Below are 21,103 nucleotides of genomic sequence, written 5' to 3'. Positions count from 1 at the left end.
ACAACTTCCCTATGAGGCCTCTCCGTTGGCTTTCTCCTCTTGACTTCGCTGTCCAATATGTTTGACAATCCTACACATTTGTCAAAAAACCAAAACATCTACCACGTCCCTCCCAAACTCGGCAGGGGCGTTTTCGTAGAGCGGTAAAGTATCGCAAGAAAACTTTGTTGAATTGACAGCCGCCCCGACATTCTGTCACAACCGAGGCCGGTAGAAATCTGGTGGAAAAATCTCTTGTATGTGCTATAATAGCCGCAAGCGGCTATTATGTTGATTGAAATGATTATAGTCACGGCGGCCCTTCGGGCCTTGTGCTATATTTGTCAGTGAAATTACGCAATCGTTAGATGCAAGGATAACAGAACGGCAGGGAGATCTGTGATAAACAGGCAGCCAAGGACTACTTGGAGATTTTGAAAATCAAAACCTTGCGAGAGATGGGCCGGGCAAAGGAAAGCCGCACGCGATTGGAAACCATTCGGCAGGAAGCCACCAACGGCTTGACAAGACGGAAATCAAAAGCGGAGGAAGAACAATTACAGTAAACCGGCGCAGACTTTCAGGAGGGATAGGCGGTGGACAAGAGGAGGAAAAAGCGACTCCTGATTTCTCCATCCCCGCGGGGCTCAGGCCCGTCGGGTGATTTGCTTTCCGGTGAGCACCGACCTTCCGGCAGGTGCGTTCCGTTTCGCCCGGTGCGATGCTGTTGCAGCAGCAGGTATTGTAACCGGCAGTCAAAAGAAAATACCGTCCGCAGTTGTGGCAGCGGCGGGACGCGTCGCCTACGGCCAGCCCCCGGTAAAATTCCGTCCGCAGGAAGTCCGTCAGGCTGTTGAAGCTGGCCTTCTCTGCGATGAAAATCTTGTCTGCCGCGGGGGGTGCATCATGGGTACAAAGCTCACTTCCAAAAGGAAGCTCTGCTGGAAGTTTTCATGGAGTAAATGAGCACTGATTGAGAGCATATGGGCGTAGAAGAAGGAGTACGCCTCGGCGTAGGTGTTACCGTTCCTCCGTTTCAGCGGCTCAAAATATTGCTCCGTCACCAAAGCGACCTGCTGACGAAACCCGCGAAGATGATCGATAAAGCAGGTCAGGGCTGCAAGCATCCCCTGGAACATGGCGTGGCCCTCCGAGGTGGGGTCCTGCATCTGCGCCCACTTCTCCACGTCCGCCATGAGCCGCTCAAAGGTGTAGTAGTTGCTCTCCTCGTCCATAGGCAAGTCCCGGTACACCGGCAAGGTGAAGATCAGATCCCAGACAGCGTTCAGCCGCTCCTGCGCGAGAGCGGCGGTGCTGTCTGTTTTTTCTTGTAGCAGAGCCTGAGCAGCGGGGAGGAACTCCCGCACCCGCCGGTCAATCTCATCCAAGACGGACTCGTTCAGGTTCATCATGTCCACAACGCACTGCCCAATGGGAAACTCCTTCCCGCTGATGTAGACATGGTCACCGTAGAAGAATACGGTGAACTGGTCGTAGGTGTAAGTGGATACACCTTCGATACGCACCATCTGCTCTGCCATACTCGCCACCTCTATATCCGATAGAGATTTGGGATTTGCCGGTCCGGCCCGGATCTATTGAAACGGTTCGCTGTTCGTATTTCCCTCATTGTATCAGATAGAGAAATGAAAAACAATCGCGAGGAGATAAAACATGAAGGAGTCTGCGTACAAGTCCTATGATGACCTGCCCCCTGTTCCTCAACGCAAAATGGGGTCCCCGCGGAAGCGCGAAGCGTTTTCATGGGGAGAGGAAACACAACGGAATGAGTGAGCCCCGCCGCAAGCGGCGGGGCGAGGGATATGAAGTCCGTTCTGACGCAAGGCAGTAGAAAGCCCTGGCGATTTTGTGCGCCGGGGCGGCCACGACCTCCCGCAGTGCGGGTGCCGAAAACTATATGCGCTACATCGCCATCCGGGACAGCGTGGAACTGTTGGACACAGGCGGCTACATAAAGTACATTGCGGAGCGCCTCCGTTCACACGTACTGTTCTCAAACGGCAAAGTGGTTGGCCTAAAGCAGATGATGAATAAAGTCTCCGCGCACCCCGCTCCGGTCTGGACATTGGTCTGCTCCCTCCGCCGGTGCGCAGCGTTCCACGGCGAAAAGCACCCCCGCACAGGGATATCTGACAACACAGGGCATCGAGAAAATCCGCTCTAAGCTGACGATTGAGGAGAACGTTGGAGGATACCTACTATGGCAACATCATCCCGTGCGACAGACAGATAGCGCCTAGCTCAAATCTGGAACGGGCTATGGATCAGGCGCAGAAGTGCGAGGAAAAACTGGTGAACCAACAGGGAACACAAGAATCCTTGCTTGGTGGATCTGGTAAACGCTCAAAACGAGATCTACAGCATGATAGCGTTGGAAAATTTCATCCTGGGCCTTCGGCTGGGGATGCGGCTGGCCGTGGAGACCCCGGATGAGGATGACGGCGAGCTGACCGCGGTGGAAGATGGGATGATTATGGCAAAGAAACGCGCAAACGGCGAAGGCAATATCCGCAAACGGAAAGATGGCCGATGGGAAGGCCGGTACACGGCGGGTTACGGCCCAGATGGCAAACGCATCATCAAGAACGTCTTAGGCAAAACTCAGGCCGAGGTAAAATCTAAATTAACCCAAGCAGTGGAGGCAGCAAAAGTCCTGGATGTGGCCCGGACAGACGATTACACCGTTCTGACCTGGCTGCGGACCTGGTACGAGCTGTACTCCAAGCCCAATGTCCGGCCAAGCACTGCCGAATACTACCGCCGCAGTATTGAGCTTCATGTGGGGCCGCGGATCGGGGACATTAAGCTGAACCAACTGACAGGGCGAGACCTGCAAAAACTGTACCGTGATTTATTGGAGGGCGGCAGGCTGCGGAAAGAACAGAAGGCCAAGCGGCCCGGCCTGAGCAGCGCCACTGTCCGGGGCATCCACATGATGCTCCACAATGCCCTGGACCGGGCGTTAAAGGAGCGGCTCATCCTCCGCAACCCCACCGAGGACTGCATTATCCCCAAACTGGAAAAACAGGAGATGAAAGTCCTGAAACCGGAGGATATGAAAACCTACCTCACCGCCGAATACCACGTCCTGCCCATGTTTTACCTGGAACTGACCAGCGGCATCCGCAAGGGCAAGTTGACCGCCCTCCTCTGGGATGACCTCAATGTGGACGAGCGGACCATCTCTGTGAGCAAACAGGCCATCCGCCGCCCCAGCGGGGAACTGGTGGTGGACCGCCCCAAGACGGAGAACGCCATCCGCATAATCTCCATGCCACGAGAGGCAGTTGACCTTCTGATCCAAGAACATGAAAAGCACCCAAAATCCATTCAGTGATGCCTGCTCCTTTTCGTCCCAAATTCCCGTATGGGTCAAGTTGTAGGTCTTGACCGTTTCTTGCAAAGGGGAAGTGACGCAAAACATGTACGGCAGAGCGTATATTTGTGGGTCAAAAGGCAACAAAATGTGGATCAGGAAAATTTCAAGAAAGTTGAAAAAAGAGGCGAAAATCAATGTTTTCACCTCTTTTTTGTACCAAGGCGAGGAAAATACTTTTCCAGCCAAAGGACTTGCCAGAACCAAACCGAAGCCCAGCGCGGCGATTGTGGTTTGAAAAGGAGGAGCAAGGGAGCGGTACGAGAAATCCCCACCTTTACGGGTGGGGATTATGGTGGAGCGGACTTTGCTCCGACGTGGAGTAACCGCCCACTTTCGAACCGCGGGCCGCATCCTCCGTCCCTCTCGCGCCGCAAACCAGCGAAGCGTTTGCGGTGCGAAAAGCGAAGAAATTCCTATCATAGCGCAGTTTTCGCCGCAAGGCGGAAACGGAACGGTGATAGGAATTTCTGAGCCTGGAGCTACTGATGTGACTCGAACACACGACCTGCTGATTACGAATCAGCTGCTCTACCGACTGAGCTACAGTAGCATATTTCATTTTGCGCGATCCCACTCTGACAGCTGAGCTGCACCTGCGTATATAGTCCTGCCGCAGAGGCGCAATTGCTTCAAGCGGATGAAAGTATACCATATTTTTCAGGCAACGTCAACACCTATTCTCTCGGCTCCGCCCAAAAAAAGCGTGACCGTCCATAAAAAGCCGATCCGCAATGCCCGCTGTTTCCGCTCCGCCTGCTCACGCCCCAGCCTATCCTTTATTCAGCTGCCCGCCGGGGCCTCTCATAAAAAACTGAAGGGGCGGATGGTATCCGCCCCTTCATGGTCTATTCAGGAAGTCCCCAGGTCATTCCACAACATCTTCGCAGAAACGACTCAGGATCACCGCGAACTGCGCTCGGGTCGTGCTGGCCAGAGGCATGAGGTTCCCCTCGCCGGTACCCTGTACGATCCCCGCGCCCGTGGCCCACTGCATGGCCGGGATGGCATATTCGCTGACCATGGCCGCGTCATGATAGGACAGGATATTGGTATCCTCCCCCACGGAGACGTCGTAGCCCATCAGCCGCGCGTAGCGGTACAGGATGGTGACCAGCTGCTGGCGGGAGACGGCCCGGCCGGGGAAGGTGCCGTCGGAGACGCCGCTGTTCATGGCCCAGATCCTGGCCTCAGCGAAATCAGCGGGCTGATAGCCGGACAGGCGGGCCAGGATCATCCACAGCTGCTGGCGAGTCACCAAGCCCTCGGGATTGAAGGTCACATCGGTGTTACCGTTCATGTAGCCGTTGCCGGCGGCCCACTCGATCTCGCCCTCGGCCCAGTAGCCGTCAGGCACATCGATGAAGCGCGGTGCGTCGTCGGTCTTGACGAAGGCGGCCTCCACGGTCACCGCGCCGTCGGGCATCTTGAAGGTGAACTTGTTGCTCTTCTCCTGGGTTATCCCAAGTTCCTTGCCGTTCTTGGCGGTAACGGTCAGATCGTACAGCCTATAGCCCTTGTCGGGCTTCACGGTGATGGTGACGGTCTCCCCCTTCTCGGCGGTCCTGGGGGACACGGTGACGTCGCCGTGCTTGCTCTTCTCCACCGTGACGGTGTAGCCGTCGTCATCGTCGGAGCCGGAGCCGCTGGAGCTGGGGGCCGTGTAAACAAAGGTATACTTGGTAGAATCACCGCTGGCCTCTTCCTGCTTGGTCGTGTTGGAGCCGTTGGTGATGGTACCGTTGAACTGCTTACCATTGGAAGCCACGGTAAAGGAAACAGTCTTTTTGACGGTGACAGTTTCATTGTTATCTTTCTCCAGCTCGATCGTCTGGCCGTTCTTCACCGCGCTGACAGCATCCTTCAGCGTGTCGTAGTACTTAACATCACCGTTTTCATCAGTGATAGAAGCGGCGGTCTCGTTGGTCAGGATAAAGAGGGAGAAACCGTCGGGGTTGACGAAGGTAGCGGTGAAAGCGCCGCTGGCCTCTTCCACATCCGCTTTGTACACATAGGTCTTGCTTCCCTTGATGTGCTTGACAAAGACAGGATCACTTGCCGCGGTCACAAAACCGGTGGGCAGGGGCAGCTTGATGGTCACAGGGGTCGTGACCTTCATGATCTGCTTCTCTTTCAGGGCGACGGCGTTCTTTTCCTTGCCTGTACCCCCATCCGTCAGACGGATATCGTCAGGATCGGTGGTCGCCACCACATCATACAGCGCCTTGATGTCCACGGTCATGGATTTTTCACTGTCAGTTTCCGTGTAGCTTTTGACCGCCACATCCAGATAGGGCTGGATCACCACAGTGATCGTATCCCCCTTGTTAACTGTAACCTTTTCCGCAGCAAGCTTCTCTTCCGCATTTTTCTCAGTGCCCACGACTGACTTGTCGTTGCTCATCCCGGAAGCCTTGGCGGCGTCGGTAAGGGAGGTCTGTGTGGCGGTATCATTCGCGGCTTCCTTGACAGTGTCCGCTGTCACATTACTATCCTGGATTTGAACTGCCGCAGCCGGTTCGCCAGCCGAAACCTCGGTTTCCACATCGACCTTGCGTATGCCGATCATATAGTCGTAACCGGGCTTGTCGCTGTCTATCACATCTCCCTCAACGACATACTCGCTGGGGTCGGAAGTGAAGTAACCGGATTTGACCACATAGGTGGCCTCTACAAAATCCTCATAATCTGCCTCGCCAATTAATTGACTCAGGCCAACCAAGCCAGTATACTCGCCGCCCTCGATGATAATAGTAGCGATTGGTTTGGGATCCTCGGGCTGCATGGAATTGTCAGTAGAAACAACAGCAAATCCGTTCGTAGTGCTGCCATTGTTGTACTGCTCAAATGATGGCGCATCTGCTGTAGCTGTGACAGTACAATCCTTTACTGTGATATCTGTATACTTACCTTCGATACCGGTTGTGCCAGTAATCGTGCAGTTGGTAAAAGATGCCTGCTGATTTTTACCAGCTGCCGCAGTGGTATCGGTAGAACCGGAAATGTATACGGCCTGATTTTCGGTAGAAATCAGTGTGCTGTCAGTCACTTTTACATCATAGCCATAATTTGTCCCGTTATGATAAACCGCCCAAACCGTTGTAGAAATTGTGCTGTTATCAATAGTTACCTCAACATTATTGCCAAAGTTTACAATGCCATATGATGTCGATGCCGTTGGTAAAATTGTAGAGTTCTTGATTGTCACAGAACCAGCATTACTTGCAACCGCTCGCTGAACATTACATTCCATCTTAACTTTATCCAAAGTTAAGTCACCGGCAAATACATAAACGCCATAAGTAGATACACCTGCGTTTGAAAGTGTGCCGTTTTTAATTGTTACAGTAGGTGCTCCAGCACTACCAGCGCTGATTTTTGCAATGAAGTCCGTCGTGCCTATTAAAGTCTTTTCATTTAAGTCAAGGATAATACTCTTGTTAATTCTAAAATCAATATTACCTTCATTAGATACTGTACCTACTTCGCAGTTTTTCAGCAGCTTCACCGAATCGCCGTCCTGGGCGGCAGCAATGGCTTTCTCCAAACTGGTATAATTAATGGTCGTCCCCGCAGAGGTGACCGATGCGACATACTCCGGCTCTATAGGGGAAGGTCCCACGGTAAACATGCCATTGGATTCCGTGACAGTATATTCAGGTTCAATAAAAGCGCTTACATCAGAGGAAAACGTGCCTCCGGTGATTACAATTGTCGAATAATCTCCACCGTCATTCTTCAATGCGGCGTAATTACTTGCACCTTGAAAGGTCCCGCCGCTGATATTGGCGGTGGCGGGATTAAAGTCAACCGCATAGCCGGTTGGACACGAAATATTCCCACCGGTAACATTCATGGTCCCACCGAATACATATACAGCACAGCCTACCTGATAATCAAGATATGCCGGATCACCAGCGCCAATGACGCTTCCTCCATCAAGGTTAAAGGTGCCATCACAAACAGACACAGCGGCGCCGCTGGTAGACTGTAACGTACCCGCCATCAGTGTCAGTTGACTGTCTGTCTCATTCGCTTCAACATAAACCGCATGATTTCCAGGATACGTAGGGCTAGAAACAACAGTTCCCTGTTTCTGCTCGCTGGTATCTGTAATGATCAAATGAGCATCATAAACGCCAAAAATGGAAATATCCTCTTCAGACGAGACCGTACACCCATTCAAATCCAGCGTCACATCACACTCGATCATAATTTCCTCTGTTACCGCCGCGTCACCCAGTAACTTAACGGTGTCACCATCCCGTGCGCCAGTAAACGCTTCGTCCAGAGACTGATAAACCGTCTCGCCAACCTGTGCCACATCTCCCGCCGCCAGGGCCGCCGTGGGGATCAGGCTCAGCGCCATGACCAGCGCCAGCAGGACCGCCAAACCTCTTCTCATGCGCATATTCTTGCTCCTCCTATTGTGATTGATGGATATCATTCTCACAGCTCCGCTGTGAGAATGGAGGACGGCCCGGGCCGTCCCGCCTGTCAATCCTACTCTATGATTTTACTATATCCTGTTCCGCAATGCAAGATTCTGGTAAATATTTTTTTATGTCTACCATAAAAAAACAGGAAAAAAGCCGCCGGGAGAGGCCCCGGCGGCGCGTTTCGTCCATGCGGCGGCTGGAAGCGTCCCGCCCAGCCCCTTTTCATCCATAGATCTGGGTGTAAATGCCGAACCAGTGGAGCACCGCCGCCGCCAGCACAAAGACATGCCAGACGCAGTGGTTGTACTTTCCCGGCTTGGCAAAGGGGATCATCCCCAGGGTGTACACCAGCCCTCCGGCCAGGATGAAACCCAGCAGGGGCCGGGCGCTGCGGTACATGTCCGGCAGGAACGCCAGCCCGCTCCAGCCGATGAGGAAGTACAGTGTGAAATGCAGGGGCCGCCACTTTCCCGGCCCAAAGACCAGCAGCATCGTGACCCCGAACAGGATGACCGCCCACTGGACGCAGAACAGCGTCACGCCCAAGCGGCCGCCGTAGCGCACCAGCAGGATGGGGGCAAATGTGCCGCCGATCAAGAGGTAAATGGACGTATAGTCGAACCGCCGCCACAGCCGCTTTGCCCGGGAACCGCTGGGCATGGCGTGATAGACGCTGCTCATCAGCATCATCACCACCATGCTGACGCCGTAAAAGCAGGAGGCCGTCAGCCGCAGCGGCGTATCGGACCGCTGCAGCAGCAGAACCAGTCCCGCCACTGCCAGCCCCGTGCCGAAGCCGTGGGACGACGCGTTGAATACCTCCTCCCCAACGGTCAGCCGGGGAGGCTCATTCAGCTTTTTGACCCGGACCTTCCGCCGGATGCGGGCATATTGCTTTGCCGACAGCGCCGTTTCCATATGCGTTCTCCTTTCGCGCCGCTCTTCCGGGCGCGGCCTGACGGCCGTTCCGGTTTGTTGTTACCTTATAATATGGTTTATAAAACTATATTATACGATATCATGTAAAATTTCAAGTGGTTTTTACAGGAAATTTTTTCTCGCGCGAAAGAAGCAGGCTCTTCCCTGTTTCCGCCGGTCCGCGCACGCGGCGCGATCTCTTCTGGGAAGCCAGACCCCGGAAAAAGAAAGGTGGGGAGCCGCCGCTATCCGTCTGCCAGGGGCAGGCCGCAGGCTTCCGTTTCCAGCCGCTTGGTCTCCGGATCGAACAGCAGGCGGGACGCGCCGCCGTTCGCCGTCCCGCAGACCAGCAGCAGTTTGCCGTCCGCCTGCCAGTCCAGGCTGTGGACGGCAGTCTCCAGGCCGTCCCAGTCCTGGATGTCGAACAGCTGGCCCCAGGAGCCTTCCCCCGGCTTCTGCCGGCCCACGCCGAACTCTGTGGGCGTCTCCGTCAGCATGGCATCATAACAGCCGTCGGCAGACCACACCCTGTACCGGGCGGAATTGCCCGCCAGCCGGTCTGACGTCATGTCCTCCACCGTCTCCACGAAGCCGCCGCCATAGCCCGGCGGCAGCAGCCAGGTCAGCTCCTTGTTCATGAACTTCTCCGCCGTGGGCCAGTCGGCGCCGTTGGAGAGGTAGATGTCCGTGCCGTCGGTGACGATGTAGGAGAACCGCTCCTCCGCAATCTCGCCGCCGGTCCGCATCCGCCAGAGGAAATGGCTGTTTTCATAGAACACATCAATGACCATGGGCCAGCTCTCGCCCTGGGCTGCCCGCAGCTGGCAGGGGATGCCCAGCCGGACCTTTTCCAGGAACACGCTGACCGATTCCAGGCTGTCCGGACCGTTTTCCGTAAAGGTCACGTCCGCGCCGGAGCCGTCCTCCGGGACTTCCTCCAGGGGCCCCTTCCCATAGGGTGTCTCCGCTGAGACGGCGGCGCCGTCCTTCAACTGAAACTGCGCCGCGCAGGTCTGACCTTCCACTTCCTTCGTCACGCGGTAGGCGCCGCCGCCGGAAAAATCATAGTCGAACATCCCCAGGGCGCAGGGCAGGGCGATGGTCTCCCCGTCCGGCACGCAGAGGGCCTGGGCGGTCCAGGCGGCGTTGTCCACAAAGGGGACCTGACGCCAGTTTCCGTTCTCCCCCAGGGCCTCCAGGCCATAGTCCACGCCGGTCTCGATGTCCGCGCCGCTATGGTTTTCCAGCGTGAACCAGACCGTTTTCACGGAGGGGTCGTACTCCGGCCACTCCGTGGAAAGCATATAGTCGCCGTTGTCCGCCGCCGGTTGGACGGGGTGCTCCTCCAAAGCCGCTTCTCCAGCGTGAGGGTCTTTTTCCGCCGCCAGCACCTCTCCAGCATCTTTTTTCCCGCACCCTGCCAGCAGCAGGACGCACAGCAGGCACACAAAGATTCGTTTCATTTTTATCACCTCTTGTCTATTTAGACGGCCCCATCTCCGAAAAGTTCCCGGCTGCCAGCATTTGGCGCTTTGCACAAAATCCGCCTGCATATTTTTCAGGCCATCTGCTTGCATTTTAGCGCATTCTCCGCTACAATACAAGTACAAGCAAAGATGGATAGCTGCAACGTAGTGCCGCGCGCACGGGCTGACACCTATCTTCCTTTGCCGGCGGTAGGTGTTTCAAATCCAAAAGGGTTTGAAGCGCCTTCTCTTTTTATCGATCCAAGAGACTTTGAGGGAAATATAATAAGGAGGTTTTCGTATGATCTTATTGGCAAACGGCAGGCTCATCACCCGGGACCCCGAAGGCGTGGGCTACCTGCCGGACGGCGGCGTGGTCACCGACGGCGGCAAGATCGTGGAAGTCGGCAAGACTTCCGATCTGAAGTCCAAGTATCCCCAGGCGGAATTCGTGGACGCCCGGGGCGGCGTCATCATGCCCGGCCTCATCAACGCCCACACCCACATCTACTCCGCCCTGGCCCGGGGCCTCTCCATCAACGGCTACGCCCCCACCAACTTCTATGAGGTGCTGGATGGCCAGTGGTGGTACATCGACCGGAACCTGGATCTGGAGGCCACCCGCGCCAGCGCCCAGGCCCTGGTCATCGACAGCATCAAGCAGGGCGTCACCACCATCTTCGACCACCACGCCAGCTTCTGTGAGATCCCCGGCTCCCTGATGAAGATCGCCGAGGTGACCCAGGAGTTCGGGATGCGGGCCAGCCTGTGCTACGAAGTCAGCGACCGGGACGGCGAGGAGAAGTCCCTCCAGTCCGTCCAGGAGAACAAGGACTTCATCGACTGGTGTGAGCGCAATCCCAGCGACATGCTGAAGGCCATGTTCGGCGGCCACGCCCTGTTCACCATCTCCGACAAGACCTTTGACCGGATGCAGGCGGCCAACTGCGGCCGGGTGGGCTACCACATCCATGTGTCCGAGGGCATGAACGACGTGTATGACTCCCTCCAGAACTACGGCCGCCGCCCCGTCCAGCGGCTCCAGGACCACGGCATCCTGGGTCCCAAGACCATTCTGGGCCACTGCATCCATGTGAACACCGCCGAGATGGACATCATCAAGGCCACGGATACCATGTGCGTCAACAATCCGGAGAGCAACATGGGCAACGCCGTGGGCATCTCCCCCGTTCTCCAGCTCTACAAGAAGGGCATCCTCATCGGCATGGGCACCGACGCCTACACCAACGACATGCTGGAATCCATCAAGGTGGCCCTGTGCTCCCAGCGGCACAACGCGTGCCTTCCCGGCGTGGGCTGGTGCGAGGTCACCGACATGCTGTTCAAAAACAACGCCAAAATGGCGGAGCGGTGCGGTTTCCCCACGCTGGGCGTACTGAAAGCGGGGGCGGCGGCGGACGTGATCGTCATGGACTACAAGCCCTTTACCCCCTTCTCCGACGCCAACATCGACGGCCATATGCTCTTCGGCATGACGGGCCGCCAGTGCCAGACCACCATGATCAATGGCAAGATTCTGATGCGCGACCGCTGTCTGACGGAGATCGACGAGGAGGCCGTCAACGCCCACATCCTGGAGGCTTCCAAGAAGCTGTGGGGCAAACTGAACCACTGCGAATACTGAATTAGATAAAAGTGAAAAGATAAGAGATACTGGTTGTCCCATATCTTTTATCTCATATCTTTTATCTCTTATCTCTACATCATAAGGAGGATCAACCATGAGCGAACTGATGACCCCCATTCCCTTCCGGGAGCTGATGACCTGGATCACCACCGAATACCAGCGGGACGGCTCCGTATTCGGGGTGCATAAGCCCTACAAGGCGGGCACAAAGAAGCTGCCCATCTTCGGCGAGACCATTGAGACCCCCTTCGGCCCCGCCGCCGGTCCCAACACCCAGCTGGCCCAGAACATCGTGGCCGGTTACTTCGGCGGCGCCCGGTTCTTTGAGCTGAAAACCGTCCAGAAAATGGACGGAGCAGACCTGGCCGCCTGCATTTCCCGCCCCTGCATCCTGGCGGAGGACGAGTGCTACAACTGCGAGTGGTCCACGGAGCTGTATGTCCAGCAGGCCTTTGAGGAATATGTGAAGGCTTGGTGCGCCCTGAAGATCATGGCCAAGATCTTTCGGCTGGGCGATCCCAATGGCTTTGTGTTCAACATGTCCGTGGGCTACGACCTGGCGGGCATCCAGGGCGAGAAGATCGACGGCTTCCTGAACGGCATGATGGACGCCAGCGCTGCCCCCATTTTCCGGGAGTGCATCAAGGTCCTGAAGGAGTTCTTCCCCGGCGAGAGCGATTATATCGACACCATAACCCCCCATATCTCCGGCAGCGTGACGGTATCAACCCTCCACGGCTGCCCGCCGGACGAGATCGAGCGCATCGCCAGTTACCTGATCGAGAAAAAGCACCTGCACACCTTTGTCAAGTGCAATCCCACCATTCTGGGCTATGAGACCGCCCGCTCCATTCTGGACGGCATGGGCTACGACTACATCGCCTTTGACGACCATCACTTCAAAGAGGACCTCCAGTACGAGGACGCCGTTCCCATGTTCCGCCGCTTGCAGGCCCTGGCCGACGCCCACGGCCTGGAATTCGGCCTGAAGCTGTCCAACACCTTCCCGGTGGACGTGAAGGCCGGAGAACTGCCTTCTGAAGAGATGTACATGGCGGGCAAGAGCCTCTTCCCCCTGACCACCACCATGGCGGCCCGCATCTCCAGAGAGTTCGGCGGGCGGCTGCGGATCTCCTATGCCGGCGGCGCCGACGCGTTCAACATCGACAAGCTGTTCGCTCTGGGCATCTGGCCCATCACCATGGCCACCACGGAGCTGAAGCCCGGCGGCTACCAGCGCTTCGTCCAGATCGGCGACAAGCTGGATGCCCTGGATTTCAAGCCCTTCACCGGTGTGGATGTGGAGGGCATCGAGGCTCTGGCCCTGGCCGCCCGCAGCGACAAGTACCACGTGAAGGACATCAAGCCCCTGCCCCGCCGGAAGCTTTATGAGAAGGTCCCCCTGGTGGACTGCTTCACCGCCCCCTGCATGGGCGGCTGCCCCATCCGGCAGGACATTCCGGAGTACATTGAGCTGTGCCGCAAGGGCCAGTACGCCTCCGCCCTGCGGCTCATCACCGAAAAGAATCCCCTGCCCTTCATCACCGGCACCATCTGCGCCCACCGCTGCCAGACCAAGTGTACCCGGAATTACTACGACGAATCCGTCCAGATCCGCTCCACCAAGCTGGTGGCCGCCGAAAAGGGCTATGCCGCCTATATGGCGAAGGTGAAGAAACCCGTTCCTTTGAATGACGGCCGGAAAGTGGCCGTCATCGGCGGCGGCCCCACTGGTATGTCCGCGGCCTACTTCGTGGGCCGGGCGGGCATCCCCGTCACCATCTTTGAACGGTCCGATCAGCTGGGCGGCATCGTCCGGCAGGTCATTCCCTCTTTCCGCATCAGCGACGGCGCCATCGACAACGATGTGGCATTGATGTTCAAGATGGGCGTGGAGGTAAAGCTGAACACAGAGGCTCCCTCCGTGACCGAGCTGAAGGCCCAGGGCTACACCCATATCTTCTTCGCCGTGGGCGCCTGGAAGGCCGGAAAGCTGGAGATCCCCGGCAACGTGGTGCCGGTCATTGGCTGGCTGCGTGACCTGAAGGCCGGAAAAAATGTCTCTCTGGGCCATGTGGCCGTAGTGGGCGGCGGCAACACCGCCATGGACGCCGCCCGGGCCGCCCTGCGGAGCGGGGCAAAATCCTCTACCCTGGTCTACCGCCGCACGAAGAAATACATGCCTGCCGACGCCGAGGAGCTGGAGCTGGCCATTGCCGACGGCGTGCAGTTCCTGGAGCTGGTAGCCCCTGTGGAGCAGAAGGACGGCGCGCTGAAATGCGAGAAGATGCGCCTGGGCGATCCCGATGAAAAGGGCCGCCGCAAGCCTGTCCCCACCGGCGAGTTCGTGGAGATCCCCTGCGACACCGTAATCTCCGCCGTGGGCGAGAAGGTGGATTCCGCGCTGTTCACCGCCAACGGCATCGATGTGGACGCCAAGGGCATCCCCGATTTCAAGACCAACATCGAGGGCGTCTATGTGGGCGGCGACGCCATGCGCGGCCCCGCCACGGTGGTGGAGGGCATCGCCGACGCGCAGGGCTTTGCAAACGCCGTCATCGGCGAGGCTTACAAATACGCCATCCCCTCCCACGCCAAGGCAACCCGGACAGAGGCCATCGCCAAGAAGGGCATTTTGTGCGAGTCCGCCAAGTGCGAGGGCGACCGCTGCCTGACCTGCAACGTGGTGTGTCAGGTCTGCGCCGACGTATGCCCCAACCGGGCCAACGTGGTCATCGAGCTGCCCGACGGCCGCCACCAGATCCTGCACGTGGACCGCATGTGCAACGAGTGCGGCAACTGCGCCATTTTCTGCCCCTATGACTCCGCCCCCTACCGCGACAAGTTCACCCTCTTCCAGACCCGGGAGGGCTTCGATGAGAGCGTGAACAACTCCGGCTTCCTGCCCCTGGGCGGCAGCCGGGTCCTGGTGAGGCTGGACGGCAAGGTCTTTGAGGCTGATCTGGACGGTGAAAACGCCCTGCCCGCCGATATCGAGGTATTCATCCTCACAGTGCTGACCAAATACGCCTATCTGCTGGGATAATGCCACGGCAGGAGGTCAGCAAAAAAAGCATCCGCTGAAAAGAGAGGCGGACCTGTCAAATGACAGGTCCGCCTTTTTTCGCCTATCGGGAGAACACGCCTCTTCCGCCGTGCGGAAGGTCCCGTTACTTCGTCAGCTCCCGCAGGATGCACTGAAAGCCCTGGTACGCCTTTTCCAGCTGGCTGATCTCAATATACTCGTCGCGGACATGGGCCAGGCTCTCCAGAGACGGGCCGTATCCAATGGCGGGGATGCCCGCCTCGCCGGAGAAGTGGCTGCCATTGGTGCAGAAAGCGAAATGGGAGATGGGAGCGTGGATGCCCGCCTCCTCCAGGCCAGCCAGCACCTTCTGGACCCGGGGGTCCTCCTCGCTGATCAGCCAGGCGGGGAAATAGCGCTTGGCTGAGATGTCCTCTCCGGTCCAGCATTTGGCGCGGCCCTCCGCCAGATAGGCCCGCGCTTTCAGGCCCGGGACCCGGGCAGCGGCCCGCTGGATGGCGTCATCGACCTGGCCCAGGATGACCGCCTCGTCCTCGCCCACCAGCGTGCGGCGGTCGAAGGTGGCCCGGCACAGGGCCGGGACCACGGAAGCGCCGGGATAGGGAGAGGAAACGATGTCCGTCAGCTCCAAAATGCCCTTTCCCAGGATGGGATGCTCGTTTGGCACGATCTTCCGGATCTCTTCGATCACCGTCATCATCTGATAGACTGCGTTGACGCCCTTTTCCGGATTGGAGGAATGGCAGCTGACGCCCTCCGTCTCCACCACAACCTCCGCGCGGCCCCGCTGGCCGATCTTGACGGTGGTGGAGGTGGCCTCGCCGATGATCACGAAGTCCGGCTTCGCCAGCTTGGTGATCTCCCGGGAGGAAACGCCCTCGAAGCACTCTTCATGGACAGTACAGGAGACGCAGATGGTCCCGCTGAAATTCTTTCCGCAGTCCTCCGCATACTGGGCCGCCGCAGAGACCATGGCCGTCACGCTGCCCTTCATATCCGATGCGCCCCGGCCATAGATCTTTCCATCCACGATCTCGGCGCCAAAGGGATCATGCTGCCACTGGGGCGCGTCCACCACATCCACCGTGTCGATATGTCCGTCCATCAGGATCGTGGCCCCGGGACGCTTTCCGTAGATCCTGCCCAAAACACTGCCGTGCCGGGTGATCGTCACCTCATCAAAACCGTATTCCAGCATCTTGTCCCGCATCAGCTCCGCAGCGCCCTGCTCCTGCCCGGAATAGCTGGGGATACGGATAGCCTGACGGCAAAAATCCACCAGCAAAGCTCCTCGATCCATAACATGCTCCTCCTCTTGTCCGCGGGGTGGATCCCCGCGCCTTCTGAAAATGTCCTGTTGACGCCCCTGACGGAAAGAAAACAGCGATATACCAGTGCTGCTGGAACACGGTCTACGTCTCCTCCAAAAATTCCGTCAGTGCCTCCATCAGCTTCGTCACATCAATGGGCTTGGCGATATGTCCGTTCATGCCCGCCGCGAACGCATGCTGCTTATCCTCTTCAAAAGCGTTGGCCGTCATGGCGATGATGGGGATATCCCCCCGCGGGCCTGAAAGGGCGCGGATCTGCTTTGTAGCCTGATATCCATCCATCTGGGGCATCTGAATGTCCATCAGGATCAGATCGTAGTATCCTGGCTCCGCCTTCTGAAGCATATCGACACAAACGGCGCCGTCCTTCGCGTGCTCCACCGCAAAGCCGAAATCCTCCAATATCTCCGTCGCGATCTCCGCGTTCAGCTCATTGTCCTCCGCAAGGAGCAGCCGCCTTCCCGCAAATCCATTTACGGAGATGTCTGCCGCCTCGCATGCGCTCTCCATGCTCCGCTTATCGGCGATCCTGTATGGGATCACAACTGTCACCCGTGTGCCTCTGCCCACCTCGCTCTCCACGGAGATAGAACCGCCCATGATATCCACAAGCTTTTTGGCGATGGGCATGCCAAGCCCTGTTCCACCGATCTTGCTCTGGGTCGTATTCCGTTCTCTCGCGAATTCATCGAACAAGAGAGGCAGGAACTCTTTGGATATCCCAATGCCGGTATCCTCGATCTCCGTTTGATATACCGCGTACTCCGCTCTGTCGGAGGGGATCTCACGCAGGCGCAGAGTTATGGTCCCGCCCTCAGGCGTATATTTGACCGCATTGCTCAAAAGGTTGGCAAATACCTCCTGGACCTTTGCAAAATCACACCAGATATAGGGGTGTTCCACCTGGATCTCTTTGCGGAATTTCAGATCCTTCCGGCACATCTCGTCCTGGAAAAACGAGAGCAGGGTGTTATTGAACTGCTCCAGACTCCAGACCTTTTCTTCGACAGTCATCTCCCCGCTTTCAATACGGGCCATTTCCAAAATATTATTCAAAAGCTCCAGCAGGTATTTGCCTGACGACTTGATCTTTGCGATATAGCCATCCCGCTTCTCTGCCTGATCGCTGTTCTTTTCCAACAGCTCCGCAAAGCCGATGATCGCATTCATCGGTGTCCGGATATCATGGGACATATTCGCGAGAAATACCGATTTCGCCTCATTCGCGGCATTTGCCCGCACCAGGGCCTTCTGCATCTGCTCCTGATGCTCCTGTTCCTTTTGCCGCTCCTTCCGCGTCATGAAGTGCACGATGATCACGATGGCCGCCAACGCGGCCAGCAGATAAATGAACATGATCAAAGAGGCGAGACGGGTCCCCTGGTATACGTCCTTTTGGGCCTGGCAAACGCCGATCTCATAATCTCCGCAGACCTCAAAGGCCGCCAAATATGCCGTTTTCTCCATCTCAGCCCGAAAATGAAAGGCCCCGCTTTCAGGAAACACAGAGCGCTCGATCCCGATCTCCTGCAAGTGCTTCCCCTGGTATCCGTCCTGTGTACACTCGATGATCTCTCCAGTGGCATGATCCGCCACAAAATAAATATTGTCATTTGTGGGGATCTCCGACAGGATGTGGGAGACCTTGTTCCTCTCGATCTGCTCCAACAGCCTGGTAGGGGTCAGTCCGATCTGGACAAGGCCTTTCCCATCCTCGCGCCACACAAGGGCGTACATCATCTGCTTGCCCTCCGCCGTGTTCGGCATGACGTCCTGGCAGAGAGAAAGCTCGCGATCAGAGAGCATGGGCTTAAAAAAGCGCATCTGGTCGCCTGAGTCAAAATTGTAGCCATAGTACTCGGGATTCGTACCGGCGTAGATGAAGCCGGCCACATCAAAAAGATGGATCTCATCCACTTCCAGCAGCTCCGCGACCTTTCTCAGCTCCTGGACGTCCTGCTCGGATATGTTGGAATTTTCAATGATATAGGAACAAGCCTGGGCACGGATGATATAATCATCTTTTAAAGAGTCTCTCAGTTCCCTTTCACCCGCGATATTTCTCTTCAAAAGCTCATAGATCTGGTTGATGGAAAGGTCCGCAGACTGGTAAAAGTGCTTTCTGCTGGAATGGGACTGCAGCGTGCCCTGCAGCATGAGGAGCAGGATCATAAACAGCGATACGATCCCAATGACCCTGCTCATAAATGATTGTTTCATTTTCTCACCCTTTTCCCCGTTCCGCTGCTGCTTAGTATTATAACATACGTTTGCCAATATTTCCACTTGAACAGGCAGACCTATACATAATATGAGACCAGCCGTGAAAAAAAGTCAAGAAAAACTTTTAAAACAAGCGGGCAGATAGATCATCCATGTCCCATTGACTTTTTCCTTGAGATCACATATCCTGAAACATAAAAGGGATGAGCATATATGGATAAGATGGTAAAATTCATGCTGATTTTTTCCGGCTGTTTCCTTGCGGTTCTTGCGTTTGTATTTCTTTTGATATGGTTTTGATAAAACGGCTGATCGAAGGGTTGATCTTATGAACAGCAGCATGAAGGTCGTCATGAAGGTCGTATTTATCTTAAGCCATCGGCTTTTTTTCTGTGGATACTCACATTCTTCCTATGAGCCTACTCATAAAGGCAGGCTTTTTTGTGCCCCGGCCTTCACGATCCAGATCAGCCCGCCGCAGCGGACCGGTTTGCAAGAGCAAACCAGGAAAGCTCCAAAAGGAAAAGACAGGCATAGCCTGTCTTTTCCTTTTGTACCAAGGCGAGAAAAATACTTTCCCAGCCAAAAGGTTTGCCAAAGCCAAACCGAAGCCCAGTAAAGCGGGTTCGGTTTGGAAAGGAGGAGCAGCAGAATGAGCGCGCTCTGACTTTTGCAAAAAAGTCGGAGCAAGCGATATGTCGCTTGCTCCGACGTGTATTAAGGCGAGAAAAATACTTTTTTGTAGCTCCGTCTCTCCTCGGCTGCGAGCCCAGCACAGCGGGTCGCAGCCGAAAGCGAAGAAATTCCCTGTCCGGCTAAGAAGCCTCGCCGCAGGCGGGGATTCGTGCCAAACAGGAAATTTCTGAGCTGTATCAAGGCAATGAAAATACTTTTCCAGCCAAAGAGCTTGCCAGAACCAGACCGAAGCCCAGCGTAAGCGGGTTCGGTCTGGAGAGGAGGAGCAGCAAAATGAGTGCGCTCTGACTTTTGTAAAAAGTCGGAGCAAGCGATATGTCGCTTGCGGCGACGCACGATAAGCGGTTAAAATCGATTTCTTGTTTACCGGGCCGCGTCCCCCGTCCCCTTTCGCCCCCGAGCCCAGCGAAGCGGTAAGGGGATACCAGTCAACACTATAGATGCCGTCAAGAATTAATCAAATTGTTCTCTCCCAGACTATAACCTGTGTGATGACATCCCGGAGCCGGTCATCGCCAACCATGTACTCTAACAGCTCGTCGGCAGTATCGCACCACATTTCTGTGCGTCGGTTGACTTCCGCGGTACCCGCTTGTGAAATGATCATACGCGGTTCGGCTCCGGGGATTTGACAAACACATCCAAAGCAACAGTAGGACACACCTTTCCAATCAAACTGAACCTCTCCTCCATGATTCATACACCACTTAAAATCGCTGATAGTTTTGAAACGGTTATCTTCTAAGCTATTTACTCCAACATCATGAGACATTCGGAAAACACCCCCATATCGTTTGAGCTCTGGTGCTCCGTCTGGATAACTGATAGGCGGGCCAGGCTTTGGAAAACCTTTAGACCAATCAATGATATGATCATGTGGGTCTGAGTGTACGCTTGGTTGATCATGATCTGTGTGATGCCGCTCCATAGTTGCTCGGCCATCATCACCTATTTTTGTTTCACGATCGTATCCTCCACGTTTTCCACTTGAATGCGTCTGCTTGATCTCTCCCGGCTTTCCGAGAAAGCGCCCATCTTCTGGCTTTGCAGGTTTCCATTTTCCTCCATATGCACTACCGCCGCCTTTAACAGTTTGCACATCAATGAATGCAGCTATTATATCATGCGGGTCTGTACTTTGTCCACCGATTTTGAACGCTTCCAGATCATTCTGACGGAAAGAGCGCTTGTAGTTCATGTATCTCCAGGAGCTGCGCTCATAATCCACATAAACGATGTCCCCTTGCATCTCTGGGAACGGTGTATTGTAGCAGATAATTTTCTCTGGTTCAATGCGCCGCAGCATCTCGTTATATCCGGCCATGAACCATTCCTTCTGATCGCATCTGTTGCCATGCTCTGATGCCATATAGGTAGAAACGGCCACCACGCTGCCCTTTTCAATTCCTTCAAAGCAAAAATCAAAGGTTGATTCATCTCCCCAGTTTACCGTTGGAATCACTCGAATGCCTTTTGACGCCCAATAGGCACCGCACCAACGGTTGCGGAACACATTGTAAAGCTGCATGACCGGGGCCATTTCCAGATACATACTGAAATCCGGCGAGAGGACCGCACGGTATCGGGATAACTTCTCAACGTCATTATCAGGATGTTTCCAGACGCGCTCAAAGCGGTAATCGTACAGAAAGAAATGAACTATGCGGTCGAGATGATTTTGATCTTCCAGGTGGGTTTTATCAAATCCAATCAGAAGAAGATCATCAAAATCTCCAGAGCGAGACTTAAATTTTGGTATGATGGGTATTTCCCATTTGCCTCTCCCGGGAAACTGATTGCGAAGTAACGTCTGGCTTGTGCGGTAGTTGTAATTTTCCTCCGTCATTTTCTGTCCTCCTGCAAATTATAGGGAATACGTCCCTCTACTTGTAGTCCATAAAAGGCCAGAAGTTACATCGTTGTGTGCAGCTAGCGCAAAAATTTTTAAAAGCAGAAATTT

At 55.7% G+C, this 21,103-nt stretch carries 13 protein-coding genes and 1 tRNA gene; 5 read left to right on the top strand and 9 right to left on the bottom strand.

The annotated features are described in order from the left end of the window. Positions 1-420: 420 nt before the first annotated feature. Together Q0Z69_RS16930 and Q0Z69_RS14225 are read right to left on the bottom strand one after the other, a co-directional pair. Positions 421-855, bottom strand: a complete 435-nt coding sequence (locus tag Q0Z69_RS16930) for a DUF6076 domain-containing protein (protein ID WP_367272323.1) — start codon at positions 853-855, stop codon at positions 421-423. Further along, on the bottom strand, positions 825-1,520 hold the full coding sequence (locus tag Q0Z69_RS14225; RefSeq protein ID WP_298034976.1) for a hypothetical protein: 696 nt from the start codon (positions 1,518-1,520) through the stop codon (positions 825-827). The genes Q0Z69_RS16930 and Q0Z69_RS14225 overlap by 31 nt, the downstream gene beginning before the upstream one ends. Positions 1,521-2,172: 652 nt before the next feature. Here Q0Z69_RS14225 and Q0Z69_RS16925 point away from each other — a divergent pair. The 3 genes from Q0Z69_RS16925 (at position 2,173) to Q0Z69_RS14215 (ending at position 3,614) form a co-directional block, all read left to right on the top strand. Further along, entirely contained in the window at positions 2,173-2,433 is a 261-nt protein-coding gene (locus tag Q0Z69_RS16925; RefSeq protein ID WP_367272321.1) for a DUF6809 family protein, read from the top strand. Next, on the top strand, positions 2,363-3,337 hold the full coding sequence (gene xerC / locus Q0Z69_RS14220) for a tyrosine recombinase XerC (RefSeq protein ID WP_298034973.1): 975 nt from the start codon (positions 2,363-2,365) through the stop codon (positions 3,335-3,337). The genes Q0Z69_RS16925 and xerC overlap by 71 nt, the downstream gene beginning before the upstream one ends. 85 nt (positions 3,338-3,422) lie before the next feature. Beyond that, positions 3,423-3,614: a hypothetical protein gene (locus Q0Z69_RS14215; RefSeq protein ID WP_298034970.1), complete on the top strand. Its 192-nt coding sequence runs from the start codon at positions 3,423-3,425 to the stop codon at positions 3,612-3,614. A gap of 239 nt (positions 3,615-3,853) precedes the next feature. Here Q0Z69_RS14215 and Q0Z69_RS14210 read toward each other — a convergent pair. The 4 genes from Q0Z69_RS14210 to Q0Z69_RS14195 all read right to left on the bottom strand — a co-directional run bounded on the left by Q0Z69_RS14210 (position 3,854) and on the right by Q0Z69_RS14195 (position 10,196). Beyond that, positions 3,854-3,929 (bottom strand) — tRNA-Thr (locus tag Q0Z69_RS14210). A gap of 315 nt (positions 3,930-4,244) precedes the next feature. Continuing rightward, a complete protein-coding gene (locus Q0Z69_RS14205) occupies positions 4,245-7,787 on the bottom strand; it encodes an S-layer homology domain-containing protein (RefSeq protein ID WP_298034967.1) in 3,543 nt (1,180 codons plus the stop codon). Positions 7,788-8,037: 250 nt separating this feature from the next. After that, positions 8,038-8,733 (bottom strand): hemolysin III family protein, encoded by a 696-nt coding sequence (locus Q0Z69_RS14200; RefSeq protein ID WP_298034964.1) that lies wholly within the window; start codon positions 8,731-8,733, stop codon positions 8,038-8,040. Between the two features lie 245 nt (positions 8,734-8,978). Next, positions 8,979-10,196: an immunoglobulin-like domain-containing protein gene (locus tag Q0Z69_RS14195; protein ID WP_298034961.1), complete on the bottom strand. Its 1,218-nt coding sequence runs from the start codon at positions 10,194-10,196 to the stop codon at positions 8,979-8,981. Positions 10,197-10,500: 304 nt separating this feature from the next. Here Q0Z69_RS14195 and ssnA point away from each other — a divergent pair, with 304 nt between their 5' ends. Continuing rightward, entirely contained in the window at positions 10,501-11,844 is a 1,344-nt protein-coding gene (gene ssnA / locus Q0Z69_RS14190) for a putative aminohydrolase SsnA (RefSeq protein ID WP_298034959.1), read from the top strand. 97 nt (positions 11,845-11,941) lie between these two features. Further along, complete coding sequence (gene ygfK / locus Q0Z69_RS14185; protein WP_298034956.1) at positions 11,942-14,893, top strand: putative selenate reductase subunit YgfK; 2,952 nt, start codon at positions 11,942-11,944, stop codon at positions 14,891-14,893. A gap of 124 nt (positions 14,894-15,017) precedes the next feature. Here ygfK and Q0Z69_RS14180 read toward each other — a convergent pair whose 3' ends face one another. The 3 genes from Q0Z69_RS14180 to Q0Z69_RS14170 form a co-directional block, all read right to left on the bottom strand. Further along, complete coding sequence (locus Q0Z69_RS14180; RefSeq protein WP_298034953.1) at positions 15,018-16,193, bottom strand: YgeY family selenium metabolism-linked hydrolase; 1,176 nt, start codon at positions 16,191-16,193, stop codon at positions 15,018-15,020. Between the two features lie 112 nt (positions 16,194-16,305). Further along, a complete protein-coding gene (locus tag Q0Z69_RS14175) occupies positions 16,306-18,444 on the bottom strand; it encodes an ATP-binding protein (protein WP_298034950.1) in 2,139 nt (712 codons plus the stop codon). A 1,156-nt stretch (positions 18,445-19,600) separates the two neighbouring features. Beyond that, positions 19,601-20,989, bottom strand: coding sequence for a DUF4417 domain-containing protein (locus Q0Z69_RS14170; protein WP_298034948.1), 1,389 nt, complete (start codon positions 20,987-20,989; stop codon positions 19,601-19,603). Between the last annotated feature and the right edge of the window lie 114 nt (positions 20,990-21,103).

Source organism: uncultured Dysosmobacter sp. (assembly GCF_947631165.1).
Taxonomy (GTDB): domain Bacteria; phylum Bacillota; class Clostridia; order Oscillospirales; family Oscillospiraceae; genus Oscillibacter.
This window is presented reverse-complemented; position numbering and strand designations above follow the sequence as displayed.

Bases quoted from the DNA above. Each gene is read 5' to 3' on its own strand.
- ygfK (WP_298034956.1), top strand. From the start codon at position 11,942: ATGAGCGAACTGATGACCCCCATTCCCTTCCGGGAGCTGATGACCTGG.
- Q0Z69_RS14175 (WP_298034950.1), bottom strand. From the start codon at position 18,444: ATGAAACAATCATTTATGAGCAGGGTCATTGGGATCGTATCGCTGTTT.
- xerC (WP_298034973.1), top strand. From the start codon at position 2,363: ATGATAGCGTTGGAAAATTTCATCCTGGGCCTTCGGCTGGGGATGCGG.
- Q0Z69_RS14215 (WP_298034970.1), top strand. From the start codon at position 3,423: ATGTACGGCAGAGCGTATATTTGTGGGTCAAAAGGCAACAAAATGTGG.
- Q0Z69_RS14225 (WP_298034976.1), bottom strand. From the start codon at position 1,520: ATGGCAGAGCAGATGGTGCGTATCGAAGGTGTATCCACTTACACCTAC.
- Q0Z69_RS14180 (WP_298034953.1), bottom strand. From the start codon at position 16,193: ATGGATCGAGGAGCTTTGCTGGTGGATTTTTGCCGTCAGGCTATCCGT.
- Q0Z69_RS14195 (WP_298034961.1), bottom strand. From the start codon at position 10,196: ATGAAACGAATCTTTGTGTGCCTGCTGTGCGTCCTGCTGCTGGCAGGG.
- ssnA (WP_298034959.1), top strand. From the start codon at position 10,501: ATGATCTTATTGGCAAACGGCAGGCTCATCACCCGGGACCCCGAAGGC.
- Q0Z69_RS14200 (WP_298034964.1), bottom strand. From the start codon at position 8,733: ATGGAAACGGCGCTGTCGGCAAAGCAATATGCCCGCATCCGGCGGAAG.
- Q0Z69_RS14205 (WP_298034967.1), bottom strand. From the start codon at position 7,787: ATGCGCATGAGAAGAGGTTTGGCGGTCCTGCTGGCGCTGGTCATGGCG.
- Q0Z69_RS14170 (WP_298034948.1), bottom strand. From the start codon at position 20,989: ATGACGGAGGAAAATTACAACTACCGCACAAGCCAGACGTTACTTCGC.